We start from the raw sequence: 21,284 nt of genomic DNA on the forward strand, positions 1-21,284 counted from the left end.
ATCAGACCTCGGTGGGGGTGGGAATGTCGGTGCGACCGTCGTAGCGAGCCGCGAAGAAGGTCAGCAGCAGATGCCGCTGGAGAGCGAACATCTCTTCCCGCGCTTCGGGCTCACCGTGGTCGTAGCCGAGCAGGTGCAGGAATCCGTGGACGGTCAGCAGAAGGACCTCGTCCATCGTCGAATGACCGGCCGCCCGAGCCTGAGCCTCGGCGACCTCGGGGCAGATGATGATGTCGCCCATCTGACCTTCGGTCGGCTTCTCCGGCTCGCCCTGGTGGAGCTGATCCATGGGAAAGGACATCACGTCGGTCGGTCCTTCGAGGTCCATCCAGGTGACGTGGAGTTCGGACATGGCCGCTGAGTCGACCATGGTTACGGCCAGCTCCGCACCGGGGTGCATATGCAGGGCTTCGCCGAGATACTCGGTCAGGGCAACGACTTCGTCGAGGTCCACCTCGGCGTCGGTCTCGTTGAGGATCTCGGTGTTCATTCGGCATTCCCCCACAGGTCGTAGGCTTCGACGATCTTCGTCACCAGCGAATGCCGGACGACGTCCTTGCTGCCCAGTTCGCAGAACTGCAGGTCCTCGATTCCGTCGAGGATGTCGCGGACGACCTTGAGTCCGCTGCGGGTCTTGCCCGGCAGGTCGATCTGGGAGATGTCACCGGTGACGACCATGCGTGACCCGAAGCCGAGGCGGGTGAGGAACATCTTCATCTGCTCGGCCGTCGTGTTCTGTGCTTCGTCGAGGATGATGAACGCGTCGTTGAGGGTGCGCCCGCGCATATAGGCCAGGGGCGCGACCTCGATCGTTCCGGTCTCGATGAGCAGCGGGATCGATTCCGGGTCGGCCATGTCGTGCAGGGCGTCATAGAGCGGACGCACATACGGGTCGATCTTGTCGTTGAGCGTGCCCGGCAGGTAGCCCAGGGACTCCCCGGCTTCGACGGCCGGCCGGGTGAGGATGATCCGTGAGACCTCTTTGTGTTGGAGGGCGTTGACGGCCATGGCCATCGCCAGGTACGTCTTGCCGGTTCCGGCCGGACCGATGCCGAAGGTGATCGTGTGGTTGCGGATGGCCCTGACGTAGTCGTGCTGGCCCATCGTCTTCGGACGGATCGACTTTCCCCTGGTGGAGAGGATGTTCGTGCCCAGCACCGCCGAGGCGGCCGCTCCCTCGGAGGAGAACGTCGTGACCCTCTCGATCGTCTCTTCGTTGATGCGATGGCCGGCCGCGTGGAGTTTCTTGAGTTCCCCGATGACGCTGACGAAAGCTTCGACGCGTTTCGGGTCGCCGGTGACCTGGACCTGATTGGCCCGGACGTGGATGTCGAGGTCGGCGAAGGTCTTCTCCAGGGTGCGCAGGTTCGATTCCCCGGGACCGAAGAAGGCGACGAGGTCGATGGAGTCGGGGATGACCAATCGCACGGTGTCACGATCGGCACCTTGGGTGTCCGTCACGGCATCATCGCGTGCGGCACCGTCGCCGGTGTCCGAGTCGGTGGGGTTCATGGAGTTCGGGTTCGGTGGGGTGATGTCCAGAATGTTCCTTTGCAAATGAGCGCACCGTCACCGGCAGCGCCTGAGTGTGCTTCCATCCTAGTCCGATGCCTCACCAACGGCCCAATGAATTCTGGGCCAGGACGAGGCCGGCGGGTCCCGCCGATGACGAGCGCAGGATCGTCGGTCCCAGCAGCACCGGGGTTGCTCCACGGCCGGTCAGGGCGGCGAGTTCGCCGTCGCTGATGCCGCCCTCGGGGCCGACGACGAAGACGATGCGCTCCGGCGGCTGCACCGAGTCGTTCGCGATCAGGTCGTTCAGTGCTTCGGAGAGCCTGCGCTGAGCGGTCTCGTGGAGGACGAAGACCGCATCGGCGTCGTCGAGGGTCTTGGCCAGGGCGGCTCCGCGGGCGAGGCCGTGGAGGATGGGAAATCGTGCTCGTCTGGCCTGCAGGGAGGCCGCTCCGAGGAGGTTCTCCCATTTCGCGGCCATCTTCTCCCGCTTCTTGGCCGGCCAGTCGGCGATCGAGCGTTCAGCGGCCCAGGGAATGACGTCGTCGACGCCGATCTCCGTGGCTGTTTCGATGGCCTGCAGGTCCCGGTCGCCCTTGGCCAAGGCTTGGACGAGGACGAGGCGCGGGCCCGTGCGCTCCTCGGCCGTCACCTCGGTGACGTCGATCGTCAGCTCATTCGCCGAGGCGGCCGTGACGGTTCCGCGCGCACGTGTGCCTTCCCCATCGACGATGTCGATATCCTCGCCGGGACCGATCCGACGCACCCGCACCGCGTGCCCGGCCACGTCCTCACCGAGGGTGAGGGCGGACCCGACGTCCGCCTCGGCGGCGGTGGCGGAGCGGAAGACGGGAAGACTCACCGACCGGCGAACCTCTCACGCATGCGGGAGAACATTCCGCGGTTCTCGGTCGAGATCTGCGCGCGCGGTGTCTCTTCTCCGCGCAGTTCGGCGAGTTTCTCGAGCAGTTCGCGCTGTTCGTCGTCGAGTTTGTCCGGGGTGAGGACGTCGACGGTGATGAGCAGGTCGCCGCGGGTCTCCGAACGCAGGCGGGCGGCTCCGAGCCCGGGAAGTTTGACGATGGTGCCGGACTGGGTGCCGGCGGCGATGGTGAGGTCCTGAGTGCCGTCGAAGGTCTCGAACGGGATGGTCGCACCCAGGGTCGCTGCGGTCATCGGCACGGAGACCGCGGCCCGGAGGTTGTCGCCGTCGCGCTGGAAGACCTCGTGGCGGGTGACCATGACCTCGACGAACAGGTCACCGGCGGGTCCGCCTCCGGGGCCGACCTCACCCTGGCTGGAAAGCTGGATGCGGGTGCCGTCGGAGACCCCGGCGGGGATCCGGATCTTCATGGTCCGCTGCTTGCGCACGCGTCCGTCACCCTGGCAGTTGAGGCAGGGGTTCGGGATGACGGTGCCGAAGCCGTGGCAGGAGTTGCAGGTCTGGTTCGTGACCATCTGACCCAGCAGGGTCCGGGTCATGCGCTGGACGCTGCCGGCTCCGTGGCACAGCGAGCAGGTCTCGATCTTCGTGCCTTCCTGCGTGCCGGCGCCCGAACAGGTGTCGCAGACGACTGCAGTGGTGACATCGAGGTCGACGGTGCCGCCGAAAGCCGCGGTCTTCAGGTCGATATTGACGCCGACGAGGGCATCCTTGCCGCGCTGGGTGCGTGGGATCGGACCCCCGGCCTGACCGCCGCCACCGCCGAAGAAGGTCTCGAAGATGTCGCCGAATCCGCCGAAGCCGCCGCCGGCTGGGAAGCCCTGGCCGTTCTCGCCGCCGCCCATATCGTAGTTGCGGCGCTTCTCCGGGTCGGAGAGCACATCGTAGGCCAGTGAGATGGCTTTGAATTCGTCTTCGTGACCGGGATTGACGTCCGGGTGGTACTTGCGTGCCAGCTTCCGGTACGACGACTTGATCTCAGCCGCGGAAGCGTCTTTGGACACTCCGAGTGTTTCATAGTGATCGGCCACAGAAACTTCTCTCTCCCTGACGTAGTGGTCTTCTCTGTTCGTGGTGGTGGCTGCGCTGCTGCGCGGTGCTCACCGGTTCTGCGCTGCCCGTCTGCGGGTGCCCCTGGTCGATGTCAAGAGACCTACCCTCGATCGAGGATCGAGGACACGTATTTGGCGACGGCACGGACTGCCGAGATCGTCGTCGGATAGTCCATTCGGGTCGGGCCGAGCACTGCCAGTCTGGCCGAGGAACCCGCGTCATGACCATATTCGGCGGCGACGACGGAAGTCGAGCTGAATGATTCGTGAGTATTCTCACGCCCGATGCGCACGCTGATCTCCTCGTGGTCTTCTGCCATCGAGGTGAGCAGCCTGAGCAGGACGACCTGTTCTTCGAAGGCTTCGAGGATCGGGGCCATCTTCTCTCCGAATTCGCTTCCGGAGCGGGCGAGGTTCGCGGTGCCGGCCATGATGATGCGCTCTTCACGCGTCGCGGCCACGAGGTCGACGACGGCGGCTCTGACCTGTTTGAGCCCGGAGTCGTCACGGGCGGTCGGCTCACTCGATTCGGTGGCGGTCGCCTCGGCGGCGGGGGCCGATCCGAAGACCTGCGCGAGTGTGCGTCCGGCGAATTCGGCGTTGATCTGATCGCGCAGTCCGCGGGCGGCGTCTTCGTCGAGCGGGCTCGGGGTGATCACGGTCTTCTGCTCGACCTGGCCGGCATCGGTGATGAGGACGACGAGGATCCGGCCGGGTCCGAGACCGACGATCTCGATGTGCTTGATGCGCGCCCGCGACACCGTCGGGTATTGGATGAGCGCGACCTGTCGGGTGAGGCCGGAGAGGACGCGGACGGTGCGGTCGAGCATCTCGTCGAGATCGACGTCGCCGTCGATGAGCTGGAAGATCGCGCGCCGCTCGGCGGTGGTCAGCGGTTTGAACTCGTCGATCCGGTCGACGAACATCCGGTAGCCGAGGTCGGTGGGGATCCGTCCGGCAGAGGTGTGGGGCTGGGCGATATAGCCCTCTTGTTCGAGCGCGGCCATATCGTTGCGGATCGTGGCGGGAGAGACGCCGAGGGTGTGGCGCTGGACGATCGCCTTCGATCCCACGGGTTCGTTGGTGGCGACGAAGTCCTCGACGATGGCGCGCAGCACCTGTGCACGTCTGCTGTCGTTCATCGCGGATCTCCTCTCCGTCTCGCCGATCCATCGCGGTCCCGTGCCTGCGCTTGGCACTCTGTGAGTCTGAGTGCCAATTCTACGCCTCTCGTTCCCGGAATTCATTTCAGGGGTGGCCTGCGGGTCTGCGCGCCTGCGGGACCGTCCTTGATTATGGTGGGTGCCCGTGAATGCTTTTGATCGATATGGTCCCGATGTGCTCTCCGGTTCCTCCCCGTCGTCGCACCGCCCGAAGAAGTCCCGTCAGGTCGAGCTCGGCCTGGGCATGGTTCTCGAGGATGCGATGAGCGGCTATGTCGGCGCTGTCGTCGGCGCGGAGAAGACCACGGCCGGTGTCGTCGTCAAGCTCGAAGATCGCGTCGGCAAGGTACGTGCCTTTCCCCTGGGGCCGGGCTTCCTCCTCGAGGGTCAGCCCGTCGATGTGCAGCTGCCGAAGAAGAAGGCGCAGCAGCCCGGACGGACGGCCTCGGGATCTCGCGCCGTGGTCGGCGCGAAGGCTCGGGTGGCCCGTGGGTCGCGGATCTGGGTCGAGGGCAAGCACGACGCCGAACTCGTCGAGAAGATCTGGGGCGATGATCTGCGCATCGAAGGCGTCGTCGTCGAACCCCTGGGCGGTCTCGATGATGTCGCCGACAAGCTCGAGGCCTTCGGTCCGGATCGAGACCATCGGGTCGGTGTCCTCGCCGACCATCTGGTGAGCGGGACGAAGGAATCGAAGATCGCCGAGGCGGTCCGTGCCGATCCGCGCTACCGCGATGTCGTCCACATCATCGGTCACCCGTACGTCGATATCTGGCAGGCGGTGAAACCCCATGTCGTCGGCATCCGCGAATGGCCGGTCGTCCCCCGCGGTGAGGATTGGAAGACGGGAATACTGCGTCGCATCGGATGGCCGCACGCCGACCATCGGGACGTTGCCCGCGGGTGGGTGCGCATCCTCGGGAAGGTGAGCACCATTGCTGATGTCGAACCGACGCTGTCCGGTCGGGTCGAGGAGCTCATCGACTTCGTCACCGTCGGCTGAGAGTCGGCGGTGGTGCGGCGCGGTGGAGCGTCATGGTCACGCGGAGCTGTCGGCGTGTGCCGAATCTGTCACAGGAGTGAGGCTTTCCCGACATCCTCGGGACACCTGGCTCGGCTAGGGTGAATGGCAAGCACTCTTCGAAAGGATCCCCATGTCGTACCACCCCGAGCAGCCGGGCAGCCGACCGATGCCGCCGAACTACTCCCAGGCCTCCGGTTCGCAGCAGCCCTACGCGCCGCAGGGCCAGCAGTATTCGCAGCCGCAGACGCACAGCGGTCAGCCGGGCTACGGTGGGCAGTCGGGGTATGGTTCGCAGCAGGCGTACGGCGCTCAGCCGAACTACGGGGGCCAGCCGGGATACGGCGCACAGCCGGGCTACGGTATGCCGCAGATGCACAACCCGGCGATGTTCGACTCCCGCTCCCTGCCTGAGCAGGCCTACGGACCCGGCTCCGAGCGGTTCTGGATGGCCCACGAACCCGACCGGACCACGGCATTGTGGACCCACCTCGGCTCGCTCATCTTCGGCTTCATGCCGCTCATCATGTTCCTTGTGAAGAAGGACGAATCGCCGTTCGTCCGCGAGCACTCACGTCAGGGTCTCAACGCGATGATCACGAACACGATCGTCACCTTCGGTGCGCTCTTCGTCTTCGGCTTCGTCGGTTTCATCCTGGCACTGGTGACCTTCGGGATCGGCATCATCGTCATGTATGCGGCGCTCATCGTTCCGCTCGTCTACTGCGTCTTCTACATCATCGCGGCCGTCGCAGCGAACAAGGGTGAGGGGTATAAGTTCCCGCTCACAATCAATTTCGTGAAGTGACCATTCCCGCTCACCCCGGATTCTCTGGGGCTGCCCGGACTCTCTGGGTTAGTGTGGAGTGATCGCACACTCTGAAGGGACTCTCATGTCGGACAACCCGCAGCAGCCGAACAACGAACAGTCACAGCCGATGCCTCCGAACTACTCCCCGCAGTCGGGCTCGCAGCAGCCGTACACCCAGCAGCCACAGCAGGGTTCGCAGCCACAGCAGAGTGGTCAGGCCCAGCAGGATGGTCAGGCCCAGTACGGCTCGCAGCCGCAGACCCCTCAGCAGGGATCGCAGCCGGGCTATGGCTCGCAGCCGCAAGCCGGGTACGGCTCCCAGCAGCAGAATCCGGCCTCCGGATCTCAGCAGCAGAACCCTCAGCAGCAGTATGGTTCCCAACCGGGCTACGGTTCGCAGCAGGCAGGCGGCGCCCAGCAGCCGTACGGTTCTCAGCAGCCCTACAGCGCTCCGCAGGGACACCCTCAGCCCGGTTACGGATTCCAGGGAGCATCGTCGGCGCAGTCGGCTGCCGCAGGAGTGCCCATGGGGGCCGAACTGCCGGATGCGGCCTACGGCCCGAATTCGCTCGGATTCTGGAATGCAGATCAGAGTGAACGGACGACCGCACTGTGGTCGCACCTCGCTCACGCCGCCACCTATGTCGTCGGTGTCGGCTGGATCGTCACGCTCATCCTCTTCATCATTAATAAGGACAAGTCGCCGTTCCTCCGCCATCATGGCGCACAGTCGCTGAATCTGCTGATCATCGGCGTCATCGCGGCGTTCGGCATCGGGCTGATCGGCGGAATCCTCACGATCGTCGGAATCGGCTTCCTCATCCTCCTGCTCCTGCCGGTGCTCTCGATCTACATGATCGTCATCGAGATCATCGCCGGCATGGCAGCCAACCGCGGTGAAGGCTACCGCATTCCGATGACGCCGAACTGGATCAAGTGATCTGACGTCCAGTGAGAGCCTCACCCCGGCAGATTCGCTGAACAGCTCGCCCCGCCACTCGTTCCCGAATGGCGGGGCGAGACTCATTCACACGTATTCGGTGAGGATGCGCACCATATAGTCGGCCATGAGTCGTCCCTGCAGAGTCGGCTGGAACCAGCCGGTCGCGGCACCATCGGCGTCGAGCAGTCCCTGCCTGACGAAAGTCCTGATCGCCTGTTCGCTGCCCGGGGCCAGAGAATCGAGACGCAGCTCGCGGTCGATCCTGGCCGCCAGCATGATCCGTTCGATCTCCCGGGTCTGAACGTCGAGGACCTCACGACCGATCGCCGGGGACTCCCCCGCCAACAGCCGATCGGCCCAGGCACGGGGGTGTTTGGCATTCCAGAACCGCACGCCTCCGACGTGTGAGTGGGCGCCGGGCCCGAAGCCCCACCAGTCGGCATTGCGCCAATAGGCCATATTGTGCTCACAGCGGGTCTCGAGACCGGTCGACCAATTGCTCACTTCGTACCAGTGCAGACCAGCAGCGGAGATCGCTGCGTCGGCGATCTCGTATTTGTCGGCCAGGTCATCCTCATCAGGCATCGGCAGTTCGCCGCGGCGAACCATCGCACCCATCTTCGTTCCCGGTTCGACGATGAGGGAATATGCCGAGATGTGATCGACCTCGTTGGACAGCGCCACGTCGAGAGAGCGACGCCAATCGTCGATCGACTCCCCCGGGGTGCCGTAGATGAGGTCGAGGCTGAGCTCGAGGTCGGCGTCCTTGACCCAGCGGGCCACCTCGGGGATCTTCTCCGGGTCGTGGGTGCGGTCCAAGGTCGCAAGCACGTGCGGCACGGCCGACTGCATACCCATGGAGATCCGGTTGAAACCGGCTCCGGCAAGGGTCGCGATGTAGTCGGGGTCCAAGGTGTCGGGGTTGGCTTCGGTGGTGATTTCGACATTCCCGGCCAGGCGGAAGCGGGCGCGGACATCGTCCATCACCCCGGCGAGCACATCCGCTGCGAGCAAGGTCGGGGTGCCCCCGCCGAAGAAGATCGTCGAGACCTCACGGTCGCCGGCCCCCGCCTCGGCGAGGGTGGCCACGGACAGATCGAGCTCACGGGCGAGATTGCTGCGGTAGTCCTCGCGGGACGCGCCCGGGCCGAGATCGTCGGCGGTATAGGTGTTGAAGTCACAGTAGCCGCAGCGGACCCGGCAGTACGGGACGTGGATGTAGAGGCTCAGCCGCCGCTCCGCGGCCCCGATCCCCACCGATGTCGGCAGCGAACCGTCGCGCGGAGGGACCTCACCGGTCGGTTGTGCGGGCACTTACTTCTTGCTGTCCTTCGTCTCCGGCTCGTCGGAGGACAGGGCCGCGATGAACGCTTCCTGCGGAACCTCGACGGTGCCGACCATCTTCATCCGCTTCTTGCCTTCCTTCTGCTTCTCGAGCAGTTTGCGCTTACGGCTGATGTCACCGCCGTAGCACTTCGAAAGGACGTCCTTGCGGATGGCGCGGATGGTCTCACGGGCGATGATGCGTGAGCCGATGGCCGCCTGGATGGGCACCTCGAACTGCTGGCGCGGGATGAGCTTGCGCAGCTTTCCGGCCATCGCCACACCGTAGGAGTAGGCGTTGTCGCGGTGGACGATTGCGGAGAACGCATCGACCTGGTCGCCGTGCAGCAGGATGTCGACCTTGACGAGGTCGGAGGCGTCCTGGCCGTCATCGGAGTAGTCGAGGGAGGCGTAGCCCTTGGTCCGGGACTTCAGCTGATCGAAGAAGTCGAAGACGATCTCGGCCAGGGGCAGCCGGTAGCGGATCTCCACACGGTCCGAGGACAGATAGTCCATGCCCTGGAGTTTGCCGCGGCGATCCTGGCACAGTTCCATGACCGCGCCGATGTAGTCGCTGGGGGTGAGGATCGTGGCCTGCACCATCGGCTCCCGGACTTCCTTGATCTTGCCCGTCGGGTACTCGCTCGGGTTCGTCACCACGGTCTCCGAACCGTCTTCCATGGTCACGTCATAGATCACGGACGGGGCGGTGGAGATGAGGTCGAGATCGAACTCCCGTTCCAGGCGGTCGCGCAGGACTTCGAGGTGGAGGAGACCGAGGAATCCGCAGCGGAAGCCGAAGCCCAGTGCCGTCGAGGTCTCGGGTTCGTAGGCGAGAGAGGCGTCGTTGAGTTTGAGTTTGTCCAGCGCGTCGCGCAGCACCGGGTAGTCGGACCCGTCGATCGGGAAGAGTCCGGAGAACACCATCGGTTTGGGCTCCCGGTAACCGCCGAGGGCCTCTGTCGCGGGCCCCGCAGCGGCGGTGACGGTGTCGCCGACCTTCGACAGACGCACATCCTTGACACCGGTGATGAGGTAGCCGACCTCACCGACGCCCAGTCCCTTCGTCGCCTTGGGCTCGGGCATGGAGGCGCCGATCTCCAGCAGCTCGTGGGTGGTGCCGGTCGACATCATCTCGATCTTCTCGCGTGGGGACAGAGAACCGTCGATGACGCGAACATAGGTGACCACACCGCGGTAGGTGTCGTAGACGGAGTCGAAGATCATCGCGCGGGCCGGGGCCTCGGCATCGCCGACGGGCGCGGGGATATCGGTGATGATGCGGTCGAGGACCTCCTCGACGCCTTCGCCCGTCTTGCCGGACACGAGCAGGCAGTCCTCGGGTTCGCAGCCGATGAGGTTGGCGAGCTCTTCGGCGTACTTCTCCGGCTGTGCAGCCGGCAGGTCGATCTTGTTGAGCACGGGGATGATCGTCAGATCGTTCTCCATGGCCAGGTACAGGTTGGCCAGCGTCTGGGCTTCGATGCCCTGAGCGGAGTCGACGAGCAGCAGGGCACCCTCGCAGGCGGCCAGGGACCGCGAGACCTCGTAGCTGAAGTCGACGTGCCCGGGAGTGTCGATCATGTTGAGCGCGTACGGGGTGTCCTCGTGCTCCCACGGCATGCGCACAGCCTGGGATTTGATGGTGATTCCGCGTTCGCGTTCGATGTCCATCCGGTCGAGGTACTGGGCACGCATATCGCGGTTCTCGACGACGCCGGTCATCTGGAGCATGCGGTCGGCCAGGGTCGATTTGCCATGGTCGATATGAGCGATGATGCAGAAATTGCGAATCAGCTCGGGTGAGGTGGCAGACGGTGAGATCCGCTTTGCAGCTTCCTTATTCACCTGAGGTGACATGAACGCCCTTTCTTTGACAGACCAGGTCCCCAGACAGACCGGATCCCCCATTGTTTCATGACTTGCGCGCGGACCTGGAATCCACGGGCGTGCACGTCGTGATCGTCCGGATCTTTCGCGATTCGCCCCGCCGAACGGTGCCGATCGGGGAAGATGGTCTCATGAGCGAATTCCGGGTCATGAGCTTCAACCTCCGCTATCCCGCGATGGACGGTCATCCGGTGGCCGAGCGGCTGCCCATCGCCGCCGATCTCATCCGGCGTGCACGTCCGCACCTCATCGGCACCCAAGAGGGCGAGCTCGACCAGCTCGAGACGCTCATCGACCTGCTGCCCGAGGAGTACATCTGGCTCGGAGAGGGCCACTCCGGTGGCAACTCCGGCGAGTTCACAGCCGTGATCCTCGATTCGAAGCGCTTCGACGTGGAAGCCGTGGACATCAGCTGGCTGTCCGAACAGCCCGACACCGTGGCCTCGGAATCGTGGGGAGTCTCGCATGCGCGCACCCTGACGACGGTCGATGTCCGCGACCTCGAATCCGACCGGCGTCTGCGTGTGCTCAACACCCACCTCGATCACAAGTCCGAGCGCGCCCGTCTCGAGTCCGGTCGGATCATGGCCGAGACCATCGCCGAGGCGGCCCGTCCCTGCGTGGTCACCGGTGACTTCAATGTCGCCACCGGCTCCCCGGTCTACAACTTCTTCTGTACTGAGCTCGGCCTCACCGACACCGCAGCCGAGGTTCCCGGTGAGGACATCGGCACCTTCCACCGCTACAAGGGTCCGAAGGCAGGCGAGCCGCGCATCGACTGGATCCTCACAACACCGGGCCTGCGCACACTGTCCACGCGCATCGACACGTTCGAGGTGGACGGGAAGTACCCTTCCGACCATTTCCCCGTCGAGGCGGTCCTCGAATTCTCGTGACCATGACGGCACATAGTTCTTTGCAGCCTGTGCCAGCCTGCTCGTTTAGGCTGGACGTATGAATTGGAGATCACTGGTCAATCGGGCCGCGAGAATCGGTGTCCGCGAAGGGCTGCGCTATCTGCGCCAATCGCAGTCGAAGAAGAACTCCGGAGGCGCATCGCAGCCAACGGATGCCAGCCGGCCGAATCCGGCACGGTCCGGCGGTGGAGGTGCCGCCTCGGCGGGTTCTGCCGATCGTTCCGCCTCGGGCGGCCAGGGCGGATCCGGTGCGTATCCCGGCGATTACACGGGCTCGATCACGGTCAGCTACTCCCCCGATCTCGACGGCGACGCCGATCCGGGCGAAGTCGTCTGGGGGTGGGTCCCCTTCGAGGAGGACCACTCGCAAGGCAAGGATCGACCGTCCCTCGTCGTCGGACGTGACGGCCGATGGGTGCTCGCGCTCATGCTCACCAGCAAGGATCACATCCCCGGCGGCGTCGGCGAGGTCCGGCAGGACCGGCACGCGAAGTGGATGAACATCGGCACCGGGGATTGGGATTCGCAGGGTCGGCCCTCGGAGCTCCGCCTCGATCGCATCATCCGGCTCGATCCCGATTCGATCCGCAGGGAAGGCGCGATCATGCCCCGCGACGTCTTCGACCGGGTGGCCGGGCACATCTCCGGCTGAGCCCCGGCAGACCGACCGAGCGAAGCCTGCAGCTTCCCTGCGCTGCTGGGCGCGCAGGGATTTCCAGCCCGGGACGAGAGCCTGTATCATGGGTGATTGTGTCTTCATCAAGGCGTGTGTCTCGCCGAGGTCGGGTGAAGACGCCGTCGGATTCGATGTCGTCGATGTGTTTCCCCGCGGAGATGATCATGTCGGTTCGATGCGCCCTCACGACCATGTACCACTAACACGAAAGAGTGTTGAAATTGGCTAATATCAAGTCCCAGATCAAGCGGATCAAGACCAACGAGAAGGCTCGTCAGCGCAACAAGGCTGTCCGGTCCGAGGTTCGGTCCTACGTCCGCGTCGTTCGCGAGAACATTGCTGCCGGCAACAAGGAAGAGGCACAGCAGGCTTATGCTGTGGCTGCCCGCAAGCTCGACAAGGCTGTTTCGAAGGGTGTTCTGCACAAGAACAACGCTGCGAACCGCAAGTCGCGCCTGGCCACGCAGATCAACGCTCTCTGAGCGCACGACTGAGGCTATAGCTTCACGGGGTCCGAACCACACGGTTCGGACCCCGTACTTTTTACTTATTACTACCTGACGGCGGCCCAGCAACCTCGCGCGAGGTTGCTGGGCCGCCGTCAGGTAGTAATTAGCGGAGGCGGGCTAGGCGGGCGACTTCTGAGACGAACCATTCGACGGCGTAGACGGGGTCGCGTCCACCGCCCTTGACGGCCGCATCGGCCTCGGCTGCGGCAATGAGCGACTGGCCGAGCGCCACCTCGTTCCACCGCCTCACCTCCCGGCGGGCCCGGTCGACCTGCCACGGAGCCATCTTCAGCTCGGAGGCCAGCTCGCCGCTGGTGCCGGAGAACCCCTGCACCTTCGCCATACCGCGCAGCTTCATCGCAACTGCCGCCACCAGCGGGACCGGATCGGACCCGGTCGACAGGGCATGCCTGAGCAGGCTGAGCGCGTTCTTCGCGTCTCCGGCCACTGCCGCATCGGCGACCTTGAAGCCGGTGGCTTCGACCCGGCCGCCGTAGTACTGGTCGACGACCTCGGCGGTGATCGTGCCCTCGGTGTCTTCGATGAGCTGGTCGACCCCGGCATTGAGTTCGGCGAGATCAGAGCCCAGCGCCGACATGAGCGCGGCCATTCCCGCCTCGTCGATGCGCCGCTTCGCGGTCTTGAACCGGGTCTGGGCGAACTTCGCCCGATCGCTTTCGTTCTTCAGCACCGCCGCGTCGATGCGCGGGAAGCCGGCGGAGTCGAGTTTCTTGATGAGCTTCGCTCCCCGGTTGCCGCCGGCGTGCAGCAGCACCACGACGGCGTCATCGTTCGGAGCGTCCAAATAGGCCAAAGCGTCACCCAGGAAGTCCTCCGAACACTTCTCGACGGCATCGACGACGATGAGCTTAGAGGACGAGAACAGAGACGGTGAAGCCGCCATCGCCAACTCGCCGGCCTGGTATCCCGCTGCGTCGAATTCGATCTCTTCGGGATCCTGTTTCCGTGCGGCCGATACGATGCGGTCCTTGGCCATGCGCACGAGCACCGATTCGCCACCGGAGATCATGACGACAGGTGCCGGTTTCGCCGAGCTCCACGGGATCAGGGTCTTCTTCACTGCCATGGACCCCAGCCTATCGCGGCTGCCCGACATGACCGGCAAGTCGGACCGACACCCGCCGTCTCACCCCTTGTCCTCGGAACAACTGTGGCCGGTGCTGAATCGACTCTGGGCGTAGAGCGCAACCGAACCGCAGTGATCGGTGCGCAGCACGGGCACGGGGCCGAAGGAGCGCAGTGACTTCTCACTCGGATGCCCGTAGCTGTTCTCCCCCACCGAGACGACGCCGAGGCCGGGAGCCGCGGCCGCGAAGAACTCGGGAGCCAGATCGGAGGAACCATGGTGCGGTGCGACGAGCACATCCACCGGCCGCACCTGCTGGGCGAGCACATACTGCTCCTCGGCTCCGACGTCGCCGGGCAGCAGAGTGCTCAGACCCTCCTGTTCGACCCGCACCACCAGGGAGTCTTCGTTGCGCAGCTCCTCGTCCTCTGCCGCAGCAGCAACCGAGCGCAGGGGCGGCCACAGCACCTCCAGACTCGCCGCCTCGAAGCTCAGCGTCTGACCACGGTGGGTGGGGACGGCCTCGGCGCCGATGTCAGCGATCACGCGCCTGACTTCGGGCGAAGTCGCGACATTCGCGGAGACGAACAGCCGATCGACCGTGCGCCCCCACGTCGTGCCCGCATAGCCGGCGAAATGGTCGGCGTCGAAGTGGGAGATGAGCAGATCGAATTCCTCGATCCCGGATTCGTCGAGGCAGGTGTCGATGGGTTTCGGCTCACGCCCAGTATCGACGACGAGACCCCGACCATCACCGAGGTTGATGATGGCAGCCGAACCCTGACCGACATCGCAGACGAGCACCAGCCAGTCCGCTGCAGGCGGCTTCGCCCTCACCGTGACGATGACGGCGGCCGTGAGCAGGCAGCACAGGACGAGGACGGGCAGACCCCAGAGGCGACGCCGCACGAGCATCCACGTACCGGTCACGGCGAGGCCGAGCAGCCCGAGCGCCAGCAGCGTTCCGAGCGGCGGCACCGGCCAGTCCAGTGCCGCTCCCGGCAGTGCGGCGCAGACTCGGGCGACGAGGACGATCCACCAGGCCGGAAAGGACCCGATCCACGCCAGCAGGGCAGAGGCGAAGTCGGCTCCGGGCAGCCCTGTCGTCGCAATGCCGGTGGCCACGAGGCTGAGGAAACCCGCCACCGTCGCCGGCATGACCGCGGGTGCGGCCGCGGCGTTGGCAGCGACCGACCACAGTCCGATGCGCGGGTCGATCGCCACGAGCACCGGGGTGCACGCGAGCTGGGCGACGAAGGGCACGATGAGCGCGGTCACGAGCACCGTGGGCAGCAGCGGCAGGTGCACGGCGAGACGGCGCAGCAGGATCGGGACGACGAACATGATCGCGGCGGTGGAGACCACGGACAGGACGAACCCCACCGAGGTGGCCAACACCGGCACGAAGGCGAGCAGCAGGCTCGCGGTCGAGCACATGACCGCAACCGGGGAGATCCCACCGCCGCGCAGGAAGACGAGCGCCGCAGCAATCGCCATGCCGGCGGCCCGGATGGCGCTGGGTTCGAACCCGACGATGAAGACGTAGCCGAGGCAGGTGAGCACTCCGATGCTCACGCGCAGCCGTGGGCCGGCTCGGCAGGCTCCGGCAAGCAGTCCGGCACCGAGGCTGACGATCGTGACGTTGCTGCCCGACACGGCCGAGACGTGAGTGAGGGAGACGACCCGCATATCGTCGATCATCCGGTCGTCCTGAGGCGAGGTGTCACCGACGACGAGTCCAGGCAGCAGCCGTCCGCCGTCGTTGCCGGCGGCGAGAGAATCGACGCGGAGTTCGGTGCGCAGCCGCTCACGCCACTGCCACAGTCGGTTCGGTGCTTCGAGCACCTGTGGTTCCGCCTCGGTCGAGCGGATATCGTCGAGGCGCTGAGTGCGCATTCGCACGGTCGCTCCGTCGGCAGCGATTTCGGGACTGAGCACGTGAGTGAATCCGGTGGTGGTGAGCAGGGTCAGTCGCGTCCAGCCGGACGCTCCGGGTTCGCTGTGGCCGACGACGATCCCCGTGGTCTCGGCCTCATCATCCGGTCCGTGGGCGGCGGCCAGGGCGGTGATCTGGATCGTCAGCAGACAGGTGAAGACGAGAACCCCGACACCGAGGTGGTGGTGCCGAAGCAGGATCACGATCCCGAGGACTCCGAGCACGGGAACGCCGAAGAGCACCCACGGCTCCGGTGACAGGAGAGCGCTGGCCCAGAGGCCGACTGCACAGCAGAGGAGACGGACGGAGCCCGGCCACAGCGCCGCCCGCTCCCGCACCCAGGCAACCGCAGCCGCGCACACATGTCGCAGGGCAATCAGTCTGCGCTCCCACGCCTGCTGGCAGGATCGCCTCGTTCGCAGCCGTGAGTGCGCGGCTGCGGGACCCGGGTCAGCCGACGGTGACAAGGTCTTTGAGGCTTTCGAAGGTCTTCGGCCCGATGCCTTTGACGAGCAGCAGATCATCGACGCTCGCGAACGGCTGCTGGGTACGGTGGCTGATGATCGCCTCGGCTGTGACGGGTCCGACCCCGGGCAGCGTCTCGAGGGTCGTGGCATCGGCGGTGTTGAGGTCGACCTTCCCCGCCTGACCGGGTGCCCCGCCGCTCGCGGCTGCAGATGAATCCGAGGATCCCGGCGAACCGCCTCCTTCCGCGCCCCCTCCCCCACTTCCAGACGAACCGGTTCCGTCCTGACCGGTTCCGTCCTGACCGGTCCCGTTCGCCCCAGTCCCGTTCGCATCGGCACCATCGACTCCGGCTGCCGGCTCTTCGCCTTCTGTCGGGATGTGGATCTGCTCACCGTCGGCGAGCACGCGCGCCAGATTCACCGCTTCACCGTCGGCTCCGGCGCTCAGTCCTCCAGCGGCTTCGACGGCGTCTTGGACCCGCGCACCTGCCTTCAGCGTGACCACGGAGGGGTCGTTGACAGCCCCGGTGATATGGACGATCACCTCCCCGTTCGCATTCGCCGACTTCGCCGAGGCGGCTCCTTCCTGTCCTGCGGCCGATCCCGCCGATCCCTCACCGGCTTCTCCTGTTTCACCTCCCTCGCCGGTCGCGGCAGGCGACTGACCGGCTCCTGTGCCTTGGCCGGGATCGTCACCGCCGCCCACGGGCGAATGCTGTGCAGCGGGACGGAAGAGGAAGAAGGCGAGAACGAGGATTCCGACCGTGGCGATGCCGAGAGCTGCCAGCACGGGCAGACGCACGCGACGGGGCTCGACGGGTTCTTCCTCACCGGCGGTGTCGGCGGTATAGACGTCGCCCGGCACCCAACCGCCGCGCTCGGCACTGGCGCCCAGGAGGCCGGCGAAACGATCATCCGGAGACACAGCCATGGTCCGAGGTTAGGAAGCGCCGGTACGCAGCGGCCAGGGCAGAAGCGTCGCCTGTGGACAGAGCATCTGCGTCCACAGGGCAGAGGTGATCAAGTCACCCGAGCATCCCCAGGCAGGAATGTGTGAGTCAGGGTGTGGTCTGCACGGTCACACCGACCGTACCGGGGCCGACATGCGCGGTGATGATCGTCGACAGCGTCCTGAACGACGAGTCGAATCCGAGCTCGCGCAGCCGTGAGCTCAACAGCTCGGCATCCGCTGTGTCCATCTCCCCTTCGGCGTTCTGGACCTCGACGTGCACGGTGTCCTCGGGATCGGCCACCTCGGCTGCGGCCTGCGCGGCCAGGGCGACGATCTTCTCCAGGGCTTTGGTGCGAGTGCGCACCCGGGCGAGCGGAACGACGACTCCGGCGCTGAGACCGAGCACGGGGACGATCTGCAGGGCCCGGCCGAGCAAGGAGGACGCGGCGCCGATCCGGCCGCCTCGGCGCAGGTGTTCGAGGCTGCCGGGGGCGAACACGGAACGGGTCTCGGCCGCGCACCAGTCGGCGATGGTTCCGGCGATCGATTCGACGTCGAGTCCCTGCCGGATCCCGGCCACGGCCACAGACAGTGCCCCGGCCAGTCCCGCCGAGGTGGTCCTCGAGTCGACGACATCGACGAGGATGTCCTCGGCTTCGGCGGCCTTGACCGCGGAATCGCGGGTGCCCGAGAGCTCCGCGGACATGGTCACGACGATGATGGCTTCCGCGCCGTCCTCGCGCAGCCGTGCATAGGCGTCGGAGAACTGGGCCGGGGTGGCCATGGACGTGGTGACCTCGACTCCGTCGGTCATCTTCGCGCACAGATGCCCGGCATCGACCTCACCGTCGGCGAAGGCGACTCCGCCGATGAGCACGGTCAGCGGCACCACGGCGAAGAGACCGCCGGTGGCCTCGCTCAGCGCTTCGCGTTCGTCCGCGGAGAGCTGCGCCGTGGAGTCGGTGACCAGCCCGATTCTCATGGACGGCCCAGGGCTCGGTAGGTCCAGCCCGCTGCCCGCCACAGTTCGGGAGTGAGCACATTGCGGCCGTCGACGAGCACTTTCCCACTCACGAGCTCGGCGGTCGCCGCCGGGTCGAGGTCGCGGTATTCGCGCCATTCCGTCAGCAGCAGCACGGCTTGCGCCCCGGTGATCGCCTCGGCGGTGTCGGCGACGTAGTCGAGTTCGGGGAATGACTTCTGCGCATTCCCGATCGCCTGCGGATCGGTGACGGTGACCAGCCCGCCCTGGGTGGCGATGAGCCTGGCCACGGCCAGGGCCGGAGAGTCACGGACGTCGTCGCTGTCGGGCTTGAACGCGGCGCCGAGGATGGTGATCTTCTTGCCGATGAACGACCCGCCGAGGGCATCGCGGGCGATGTCGACCATCCGCACACGACGGCGCATGTTGATCGAGTCGATCTCCTTGAGGAACGCCACCGCCTGATCGGCGCCGAGCTCTCCGGCCCTGGCCATGAAGGCGCGGATGTCCTTGGGCAGGCATCCGCCGCCGAATCCGAGCCCGGCGTTGAGGAACTTGCGGCCGATCCGATCATCCATGCCGATCGCGTCGGCGAGCTGGGTGACATCGGCTCCCGATGCTTCGCAGAGTTCGGCCATGGCATTGATGAATGAGATCTTGGTGGCCAGGAACGAGTTCGCGGCGGTCTTGACCAGCTCAGCGGTCGCGAAGTCAGTGATCATCCGGGGCGTGTCTTCGGCGAGTATCGAAGCGTAGACCTCGTCGAGGGTCGCGGCCGCGGCCTGCCCCGGCTCACCGTCGGCGACTCCGTACACGAGACGATTCGGGTGGAGGGTGTCTTCGACGGCATGGCCCTCGCGCAGGAATTCCGGGTTCCACATCATGGCGGCGCCGGTGTCGGAGATGATTCCGGCCAGGCGCTCGGCGGTGCCCACGGGAACGGTCGACTTTCCCACAACCACCGACGTCGCAGTCAGGTGCGGGTGCAGGGATTCCACGGCCGCATCGACATAGGTGACATCGGCGGCGAACTCACCGGGCTTCTGCGGAGTGCCTACACAAACGAAGTGCACGGTGGCGTCGGCGGCGCGGGAGATATCGGTGGTGAATTCGAGTTTTCCGCGCTCCTGAGCCTTCACGAGGAGTTCACTCAGTCCCGGTTCGTAGAAGGGCGGACGACCGGAGGTCAGGGCCTCGACCTTCTCCGTGTCGACGTCGACTCCCGTGACCTCATGGCCCAGAGACGCCATGGCCGCCGCATGGACCGCGCCCAGATATCCGCAACCGATGACTGAAATCTTCAAACCGAGCTCTCCTGGGTATTGGCATGCGTTTTCGACCACACTATATGCCACCCGGTTGCACGATATGTGGAGGTTGAAACAGTAGGCTTGGAATTGTGAAGCGTTTCCTTGATTTCCTCACCAACTCACCGGCCGCCGTGACGTTTGCGGTGCTCACCGTGCTCGGCATCATCGTCTTCGCCATCCCCGGGCTGCACTCTGCAGCCTGGATCATCGGACTCGTGCTGTGCCTCGGCGTGATCGCCGCGCTGCTGATGTTCCACGGCGAATGGCGACGTGCCCAACAGCAGATCGACGCACTGCGCCAGCAGCTCAGCGTCGAGCGTGGTCGGATGGACACTCTCGGACTGACCCCGGTGGAGGACAAGGTCGAGCTGCTTCCCGATGAGCGTCGCGCCCGTCGCATCCTCGAGCTCATCCCGGATTCGTCGGGCCTCGTCCAGTCCCTGCGACTCGATGCGACCTTCGCCACCGTCGCCGTCGACGAACTCGAGCCGCTCACCACCTTCTGTGCCGAGTTCAAGAAGGCCAGCTTCGACAACCCCCGTTCGCACACCGCGTTCATGAACCTCTATCGGGCAGCCGAGGGGCTGTCAATCTGGGTGAAGGAGGAGACCCAGGTCTCTCCCGATGATGCCGGCACCCGTGAGATCCGTCCCGGCGATGCCCGCAAGGACGGCTGGCGCGGTTACACCGAGGCTCAGAGCCGGGGCGAACGCCTCAGCGACGACTTCGTCTCCTCCCGATGGGAGTTCAACCAGACAGCACTCGAACTCGGACTCGTCTCAGGCACCCCGCCGTTCAACGACTGACAACGTTCGACAGACGACGTTCGGTAAAAAATTGAGGCCCTCACATTGTGAGGGCCTCAATTGCTGCCAGTGTTCACGTGCTCGGCTCAGTGCCGGATCCACCACGAATCGACCGGAGCCACGGGGGTGCGGCGTTTGTGCTCTGAGCGGCGGTACTTCTCGATGAGCGCCGAGGCGGCCGCGGGCTCGATCTCCTTCCCCTCGAGGAAGTCATCGATCTGGTCATAGCTCAGACCCAGCGACGATTCGTCCGTCTGCCCGGGTTCGTCATCGAGCAGATCCGCGGTGGGGACCTTGACGATGAGATGTTCGGGAGCGCCGAGGTGGCGCAGCAGTTCCCGTCCCTGCCGTTTGTTCAGACCTGCCAGGGGGATGACGTCGGCTGCGCCGTCGCCGAACTTCGTGAAGAACCCGGTGACCGCCTCGGCGGCGTGGTCCGTGCCGACGACGAGCGCTTTCTTCTCCCCTGCCAGCTCGAACTGCGCGATCATCCGCATCCGGGCCTTGACGTTGCCCTTGCCGAAATCGGTGATCGGCTCTCCGGTGGCCTTCTCGTACTCCTCGGCGGCCGCATCCGTGGCGGCGCCGATGTTGATCGCGAGTTCGTGATCGGCGGCGATGAACGACAGAGCGTCCTGGGCATCGGCCTCATCGGTCTGCACATGGTGAGGCAGGCGCACGGCCCAGAATTCGGCATCGGCCCCACGGCGGCGCAGGTCCTCCACCGCCAGCTGGCAGAGCCTGCCGGCCAGTGTGGAGTCCTGCCCGCCGCTGATGCCGAGCACGAGACCTCTGACTCCGGTGGTGAGCACATAGTCGACGAGGAACTCGACACGCCGGGCGATCTCCGTCGCCGGATCGATCTGCGGTCGCACGCCGAGGGCGTGCCGAATCTCGTCTTGGACTCTGTCGTTCGTCATGCTCACACCAGTCGTAGTCGGGGGCGAAGCGCCGCCGTTCGGCGCCCGCACTCATGCAGTCTCC

20 protein-coding genes are annotated in these 21,284 nt (G+C 65.6%); 7 read left to right on the forward strand and 13 right to left on the reverse strand.

Annotation, left to right across the window (positions count from 1 at the left end; all coding sequences use genetic code 11):
* Position 1: 1 nt before the first annotated feature.
* The 5 genes from ybeY to hrcA form a co-directional block, all read right to left on the reverse strand.
* On the reverse strand, positions 2-490 hold the full coding sequence (gene ybeY, locus KTJ89_RS04025) for an rRNA maturation RNase YbeY (RefSeq protein ID WP_172169763.1): 489 nt from the start codon (positions 488-490) through the stop codon (positions 2-4).
* Positions 487-1,512 carry a PhoH family protein gene (locus KTJ89_RS04030; RefSeq protein ID WP_259356823.1) on the reverse strand — a complete coding sequence of 342 codons (1,026 nt, stop codon included), beginning with the start codon at positions 1,510-1,512 and terminating at the stop codon, positions 487-489. Before KTJ89_RS04030 ends, ybeY begins: the two co-directional genes overlap by 4 nt.
* Positions 1,513-1,612: 100 nt before the next feature.
* Entirely contained in the window at positions 1,613-2,374 is a 762-nt protein-coding gene (locus KTJ89_RS04035; protein WP_259356824.1) for a 16S rRNA (uracil(1498)-N(3))-methyltransferase, read from the reverse strand.
* On the reverse strand, positions 2,371-3,486 hold the full coding sequence (gene dnaJ, locus KTJ89_RS04040; RefSeq protein WP_139908137.1) for a molecular chaperone DnaJ: 1,116 nt from the start codon (positions 3,484-3,486) through the stop codon (positions 2,371-2,373). The genes KTJ89_RS04035 and dnaJ overlap by 4 nt, the downstream gene beginning before the upstream one ends.
* A 122-nt stretch (positions 3,487-3,608) precedes the next feature.
* Positions 3,609-4,649, reverse strand: a complete 1,041-nt coding sequence (hrcA, locus tag KTJ89_RS04045; RefSeq protein ID WP_259356825.1) for a heat-inducible transcriptional repressor HrcA — start codon at positions 4,647-4,649, stop codon at positions 3,609-3,611.
* A gap of 160 nt (positions 4,650-4,809) precedes the next feature.
* Between hrcA and KTJ89_RS04050 the strand changes: the two genes are divergently transcribed.
* The 3 genes from KTJ89_RS04050 (at position 4,810) to KTJ89_RS04060 (ending at position 7,442) form a co-directional block, all read left to right on the forward strand.
* Positions 4,810-5,673, forward strand: a complete 864-nt coding sequence (locus KTJ89_RS04050) for a DUF3097 family protein (RefSeq protein ID WP_139908139.1) — start codon at positions 4,810-4,812, stop codon at positions 5,671-5,673.
* A 151-nt stretch (positions 5,674-5,824) separates the two neighbouring features.
* The gene (locus KTJ89_RS04055) at positions 5,825-6,499 is read left to right on the forward strand and encodes a DUF4870 domain-containing protein (protein ID WP_139908140.1); all 675 of its coding nucleotides are present in this window, start codon (positions 5,825-5,827) and stop codon (positions 6,497-6,499) included.
* An 85-nt stretch (positions 6,500-6,584) separates the two neighbouring features.
* Positions 6,585-7,442 carry a DUF4870 domain-containing protein gene (locus KTJ89_RS04060; protein WP_259356826.1) on the forward strand — a complete coding sequence of 286 codons (858 nt, stop codon included), beginning with the start codon at positions 6,585-6,587 and terminating at the stop codon, positions 7,440-7,442.
* Between the two features lie 87 nt (positions 7,443-7,529).
* Here KTJ89_RS04060 and hemW read toward each other — a convergent pair whose 3' ends face one another.
* Together hemW and lepA are read right to left on the reverse strand one after the other, a co-directional pair.
* Positions 7,530-8,759, reverse strand: a complete 1,230-nt coding sequence (hemW, locus tag KTJ89_RS04065) for a radical SAM family heme chaperone HemW (RefSeq protein ID WP_259356827.1) — start codon at positions 8,757-8,759, stop codon at positions 7,530-7,532.
* Positions 8,760-10,628, reverse strand: coding sequence for a translation elongation factor 4 (gene lepA / locus KTJ89_RS04070; RefSeq protein ID WP_253903700.1), 1,869 nt, complete (start codon positions 10,626-10,628; stop codon positions 8,760-8,762).
* A 161-nt stretch (positions 10,629-10,789) separates the two neighbouring features.
* Here lepA and KTJ89_RS04075 point away from each other — a divergent pair, with 161 nt between their 5' ends.
* The 3 genes from KTJ89_RS04075 (at position 10,790) to rpsT (ending at position 12,733) form a co-directional block, all read left to right on the forward strand.
* Complete coding sequence (locus KTJ89_RS04075; RefSeq protein ID WP_139908144.1) at positions 10,790-11,554, forward strand: endonuclease/exonuclease/phosphatase family protein; 765 nt, start codon at positions 10,790-10,792, stop codon at positions 11,552-11,554.
* A gap of 58 nt (positions 11,555-11,612) precedes the next feature.
* Positions 11,613-12,227: a type II toxin-antitoxin system PemK/MazF family toxin gene (locus tag KTJ89_RS04080; protein WP_259356828.1), complete on the forward strand. Its 615-nt coding sequence runs from the start codon at positions 11,613-11,615 to the stop codon at positions 12,225-12,227.
* A 245-nt stretch (positions 12,228-12,472) separates the two neighbouring features.
* Complete coding sequence (gene rpsT / locus KTJ89_RS04085; protein ID WP_139467376.1) at positions 12,473-12,733, forward strand: 30S ribosomal protein S20; 261 nt, start codon at positions 12,473-12,475, stop codon at positions 12,731-12,733.
* Between the two features lie 130 nt (positions 12,734-12,863).
* Here rpsT and holA read toward each other — a convergent pair whose 3' ends face one another.
* The 5 genes from holA to KTJ89_RS04110 form a co-directional block, all read right to left on the reverse strand.
* Positions 12,864-13,847: a DNA polymerase III subunit delta gene (gene holA / locus KTJ89_RS04090; protein WP_172169784.1), complete on the reverse strand. Its 984-nt coding sequence runs from the start codon at positions 13,845-13,847 to the stop codon at positions 12,864-12,866.
* Between the two features lie 60 nt (positions 13,848-13,907).
* A complete protein-coding gene (locus KTJ89_RS04095; protein WP_259356829.1) occupies positions 13,908-16,121 on the reverse strand; it encodes a ComEC/Rec2 family competence protein in 2,214 nt (737 codons plus the stop codon).
* Positions 16,122-16,233: 112 nt separating this feature from the next.
* Positions 16,234-17,181 (reverse strand): ComEA family DNA-binding protein, encoded by a 948-nt coding sequence (locus KTJ89_RS04100; RefSeq protein WP_259356830.1) that lies wholly within the window; start codon positions 17,179-17,181, stop codon positions 16,234-16,236.
* A 127-nt stretch (positions 17,182-17,308) separates the two neighbouring features.
* Complete coding sequence (locus KTJ89_RS04105) at positions 17,309-18,184, reverse strand: DegV family protein (protein ID WP_139908148.1); 876 nt, start codon at positions 18,182-18,184, stop codon at positions 17,309-17,311.
* The gene (locus tag KTJ89_RS04110) at positions 18,181-19,488 is read right to left on the reverse strand and encodes a UDP-glucose dehydrogenase family protein (RefSeq protein WP_259356831.1); all 1,308 of its coding nucleotides are present in this window, start codon (positions 19,486-19,488) and stop codon (positions 18,181-18,183) included. Before KTJ89_RS04110 ends, KTJ89_RS04105 begins: the two co-directional genes overlap by 4 nt.
* A gap of 95 nt (positions 19,489-19,583) precedes the next feature.
* Here KTJ89_RS04110 and KTJ89_RS04115 point away from each other — a divergent pair, with 95 nt between their 5' ends.
* The gene (locus KTJ89_RS04115; RefSeq protein ID WP_139908150.1) at positions 19,584-20,300 is read left to right on the forward strand and encodes a hypothetical protein; all 717 of its coding nucleotides are present in this window, start codon (positions 19,584-19,586) and stop codon (positions 20,298-20,300) included.
* An 86-nt stretch (positions 20,301-20,386) separates the two neighbouring features.
* Here the strand turns inward: KTJ89_RS04115 and nadE are convergent, their stop codons facing one another.
* Positions 20,387-21,220, reverse strand: coding sequence for an NAD(+) synthase (nadE, locus tag KTJ89_RS04120; RefSeq protein ID WP_181270571.1), 834 nt, complete (start codon positions 21,218-21,220; stop codon positions 20,387-20,389).
* Between the last annotated feature and the right edge of the window lie 64 nt (positions 21,221-21,284).

Source organism: Brevibacterium sediminis, from assembly GCF_024895295.1.
Taxonomy (GTDB): Bacteria; Actinomycetota; Actinomycetes; order Actinomycetales; family Brevibacteriaceae; genus Brevibacterium; species Brevibacterium sediminis.

Excerpts from the sequence above, each read along its gene's own strand:
- nadE (WP_181270571.1), bottom strand. The coding sequence starts at position 21,220 with ATGACGAACGACAGAGTCCAAGACGAGATTCGGCACGCCCTCGGCGTG.
- ybeY (WP_172169763.1), bottom strand. The coding sequence starts at position 490 with ATGAACACCGAGATCCTCAACGAGACCGACGCCGAGGTGGACCTCGAC.
- KTJ89_RS04075 (WP_139908144.1), top strand. The coding sequence starts at position 10,790 with ATGAGCGAATTCCGGGTCATGAGCTTCAACCTCCGCTATCCCGCGATG.
- KTJ89_RS04100 (WP_259356830.1), bottom strand. The coding sequence starts at position 17,181 with ATGGCTGTGTCTCCGGATGATCGTTTCGCCGGCCTCCTGGGCGCCAGT.
- KTJ89_RS04030 (WP_259356823.1), bottom strand. The coding sequence starts at position 1,512 with ATGAACCCCACCGACTCGGACACCGGCGACGGTGCCGCACGCGATGAT.
- KTJ89_RS04060 (WP_259356826.1), top strand. The coding sequence starts at position 6,585 with ATGTCGGACAACCCGCAGCAGCCGAACAACGAACAGTCACAGCCGATG.
- KTJ89_RS04080 (WP_259356828.1), top strand. The coding sequence starts at position 11,613 with ATGAATTGGAGATCACTGGTCAATCGGGCCGCGAGAATCGGTGTCCGC.
- holA (WP_172169784.1), bottom strand. The coding sequence starts at position 13,847 with ATGGCAGTGAAGAAGACCCTGATCCCGTGGAGCTCGGCGAAACCGGCA.
- hrcA (WP_259356825.1), bottom strand. The coding sequence starts at position 4,649 with ATGAACGACAGCAGACGTGCACAGGTGCTGCGCGCCATCGTCGAGGAC.
- lepA (WP_253903700.1), bottom strand. The coding sequence starts at position 10,628 with ATGTCACCTCAGGTGAATAAGGAAGCTGCAAAGCGGATCTCACCGTCT.
- KTJ89_RS04055 (WP_139908140.1), top strand. The coding sequence starts at position 5,825 with ATGTCGTACCACCCCGAGCAGCCGGGCAGCCGACCGATGCCGCCGAAC.
- KTJ89_RS04105 (WP_139908148.1), bottom strand. The coding sequence starts at position 18,184 with ATGAGAATCGGGCTGGTCACCGACTCCACGGCGCAGCTCTCCGCGGAC.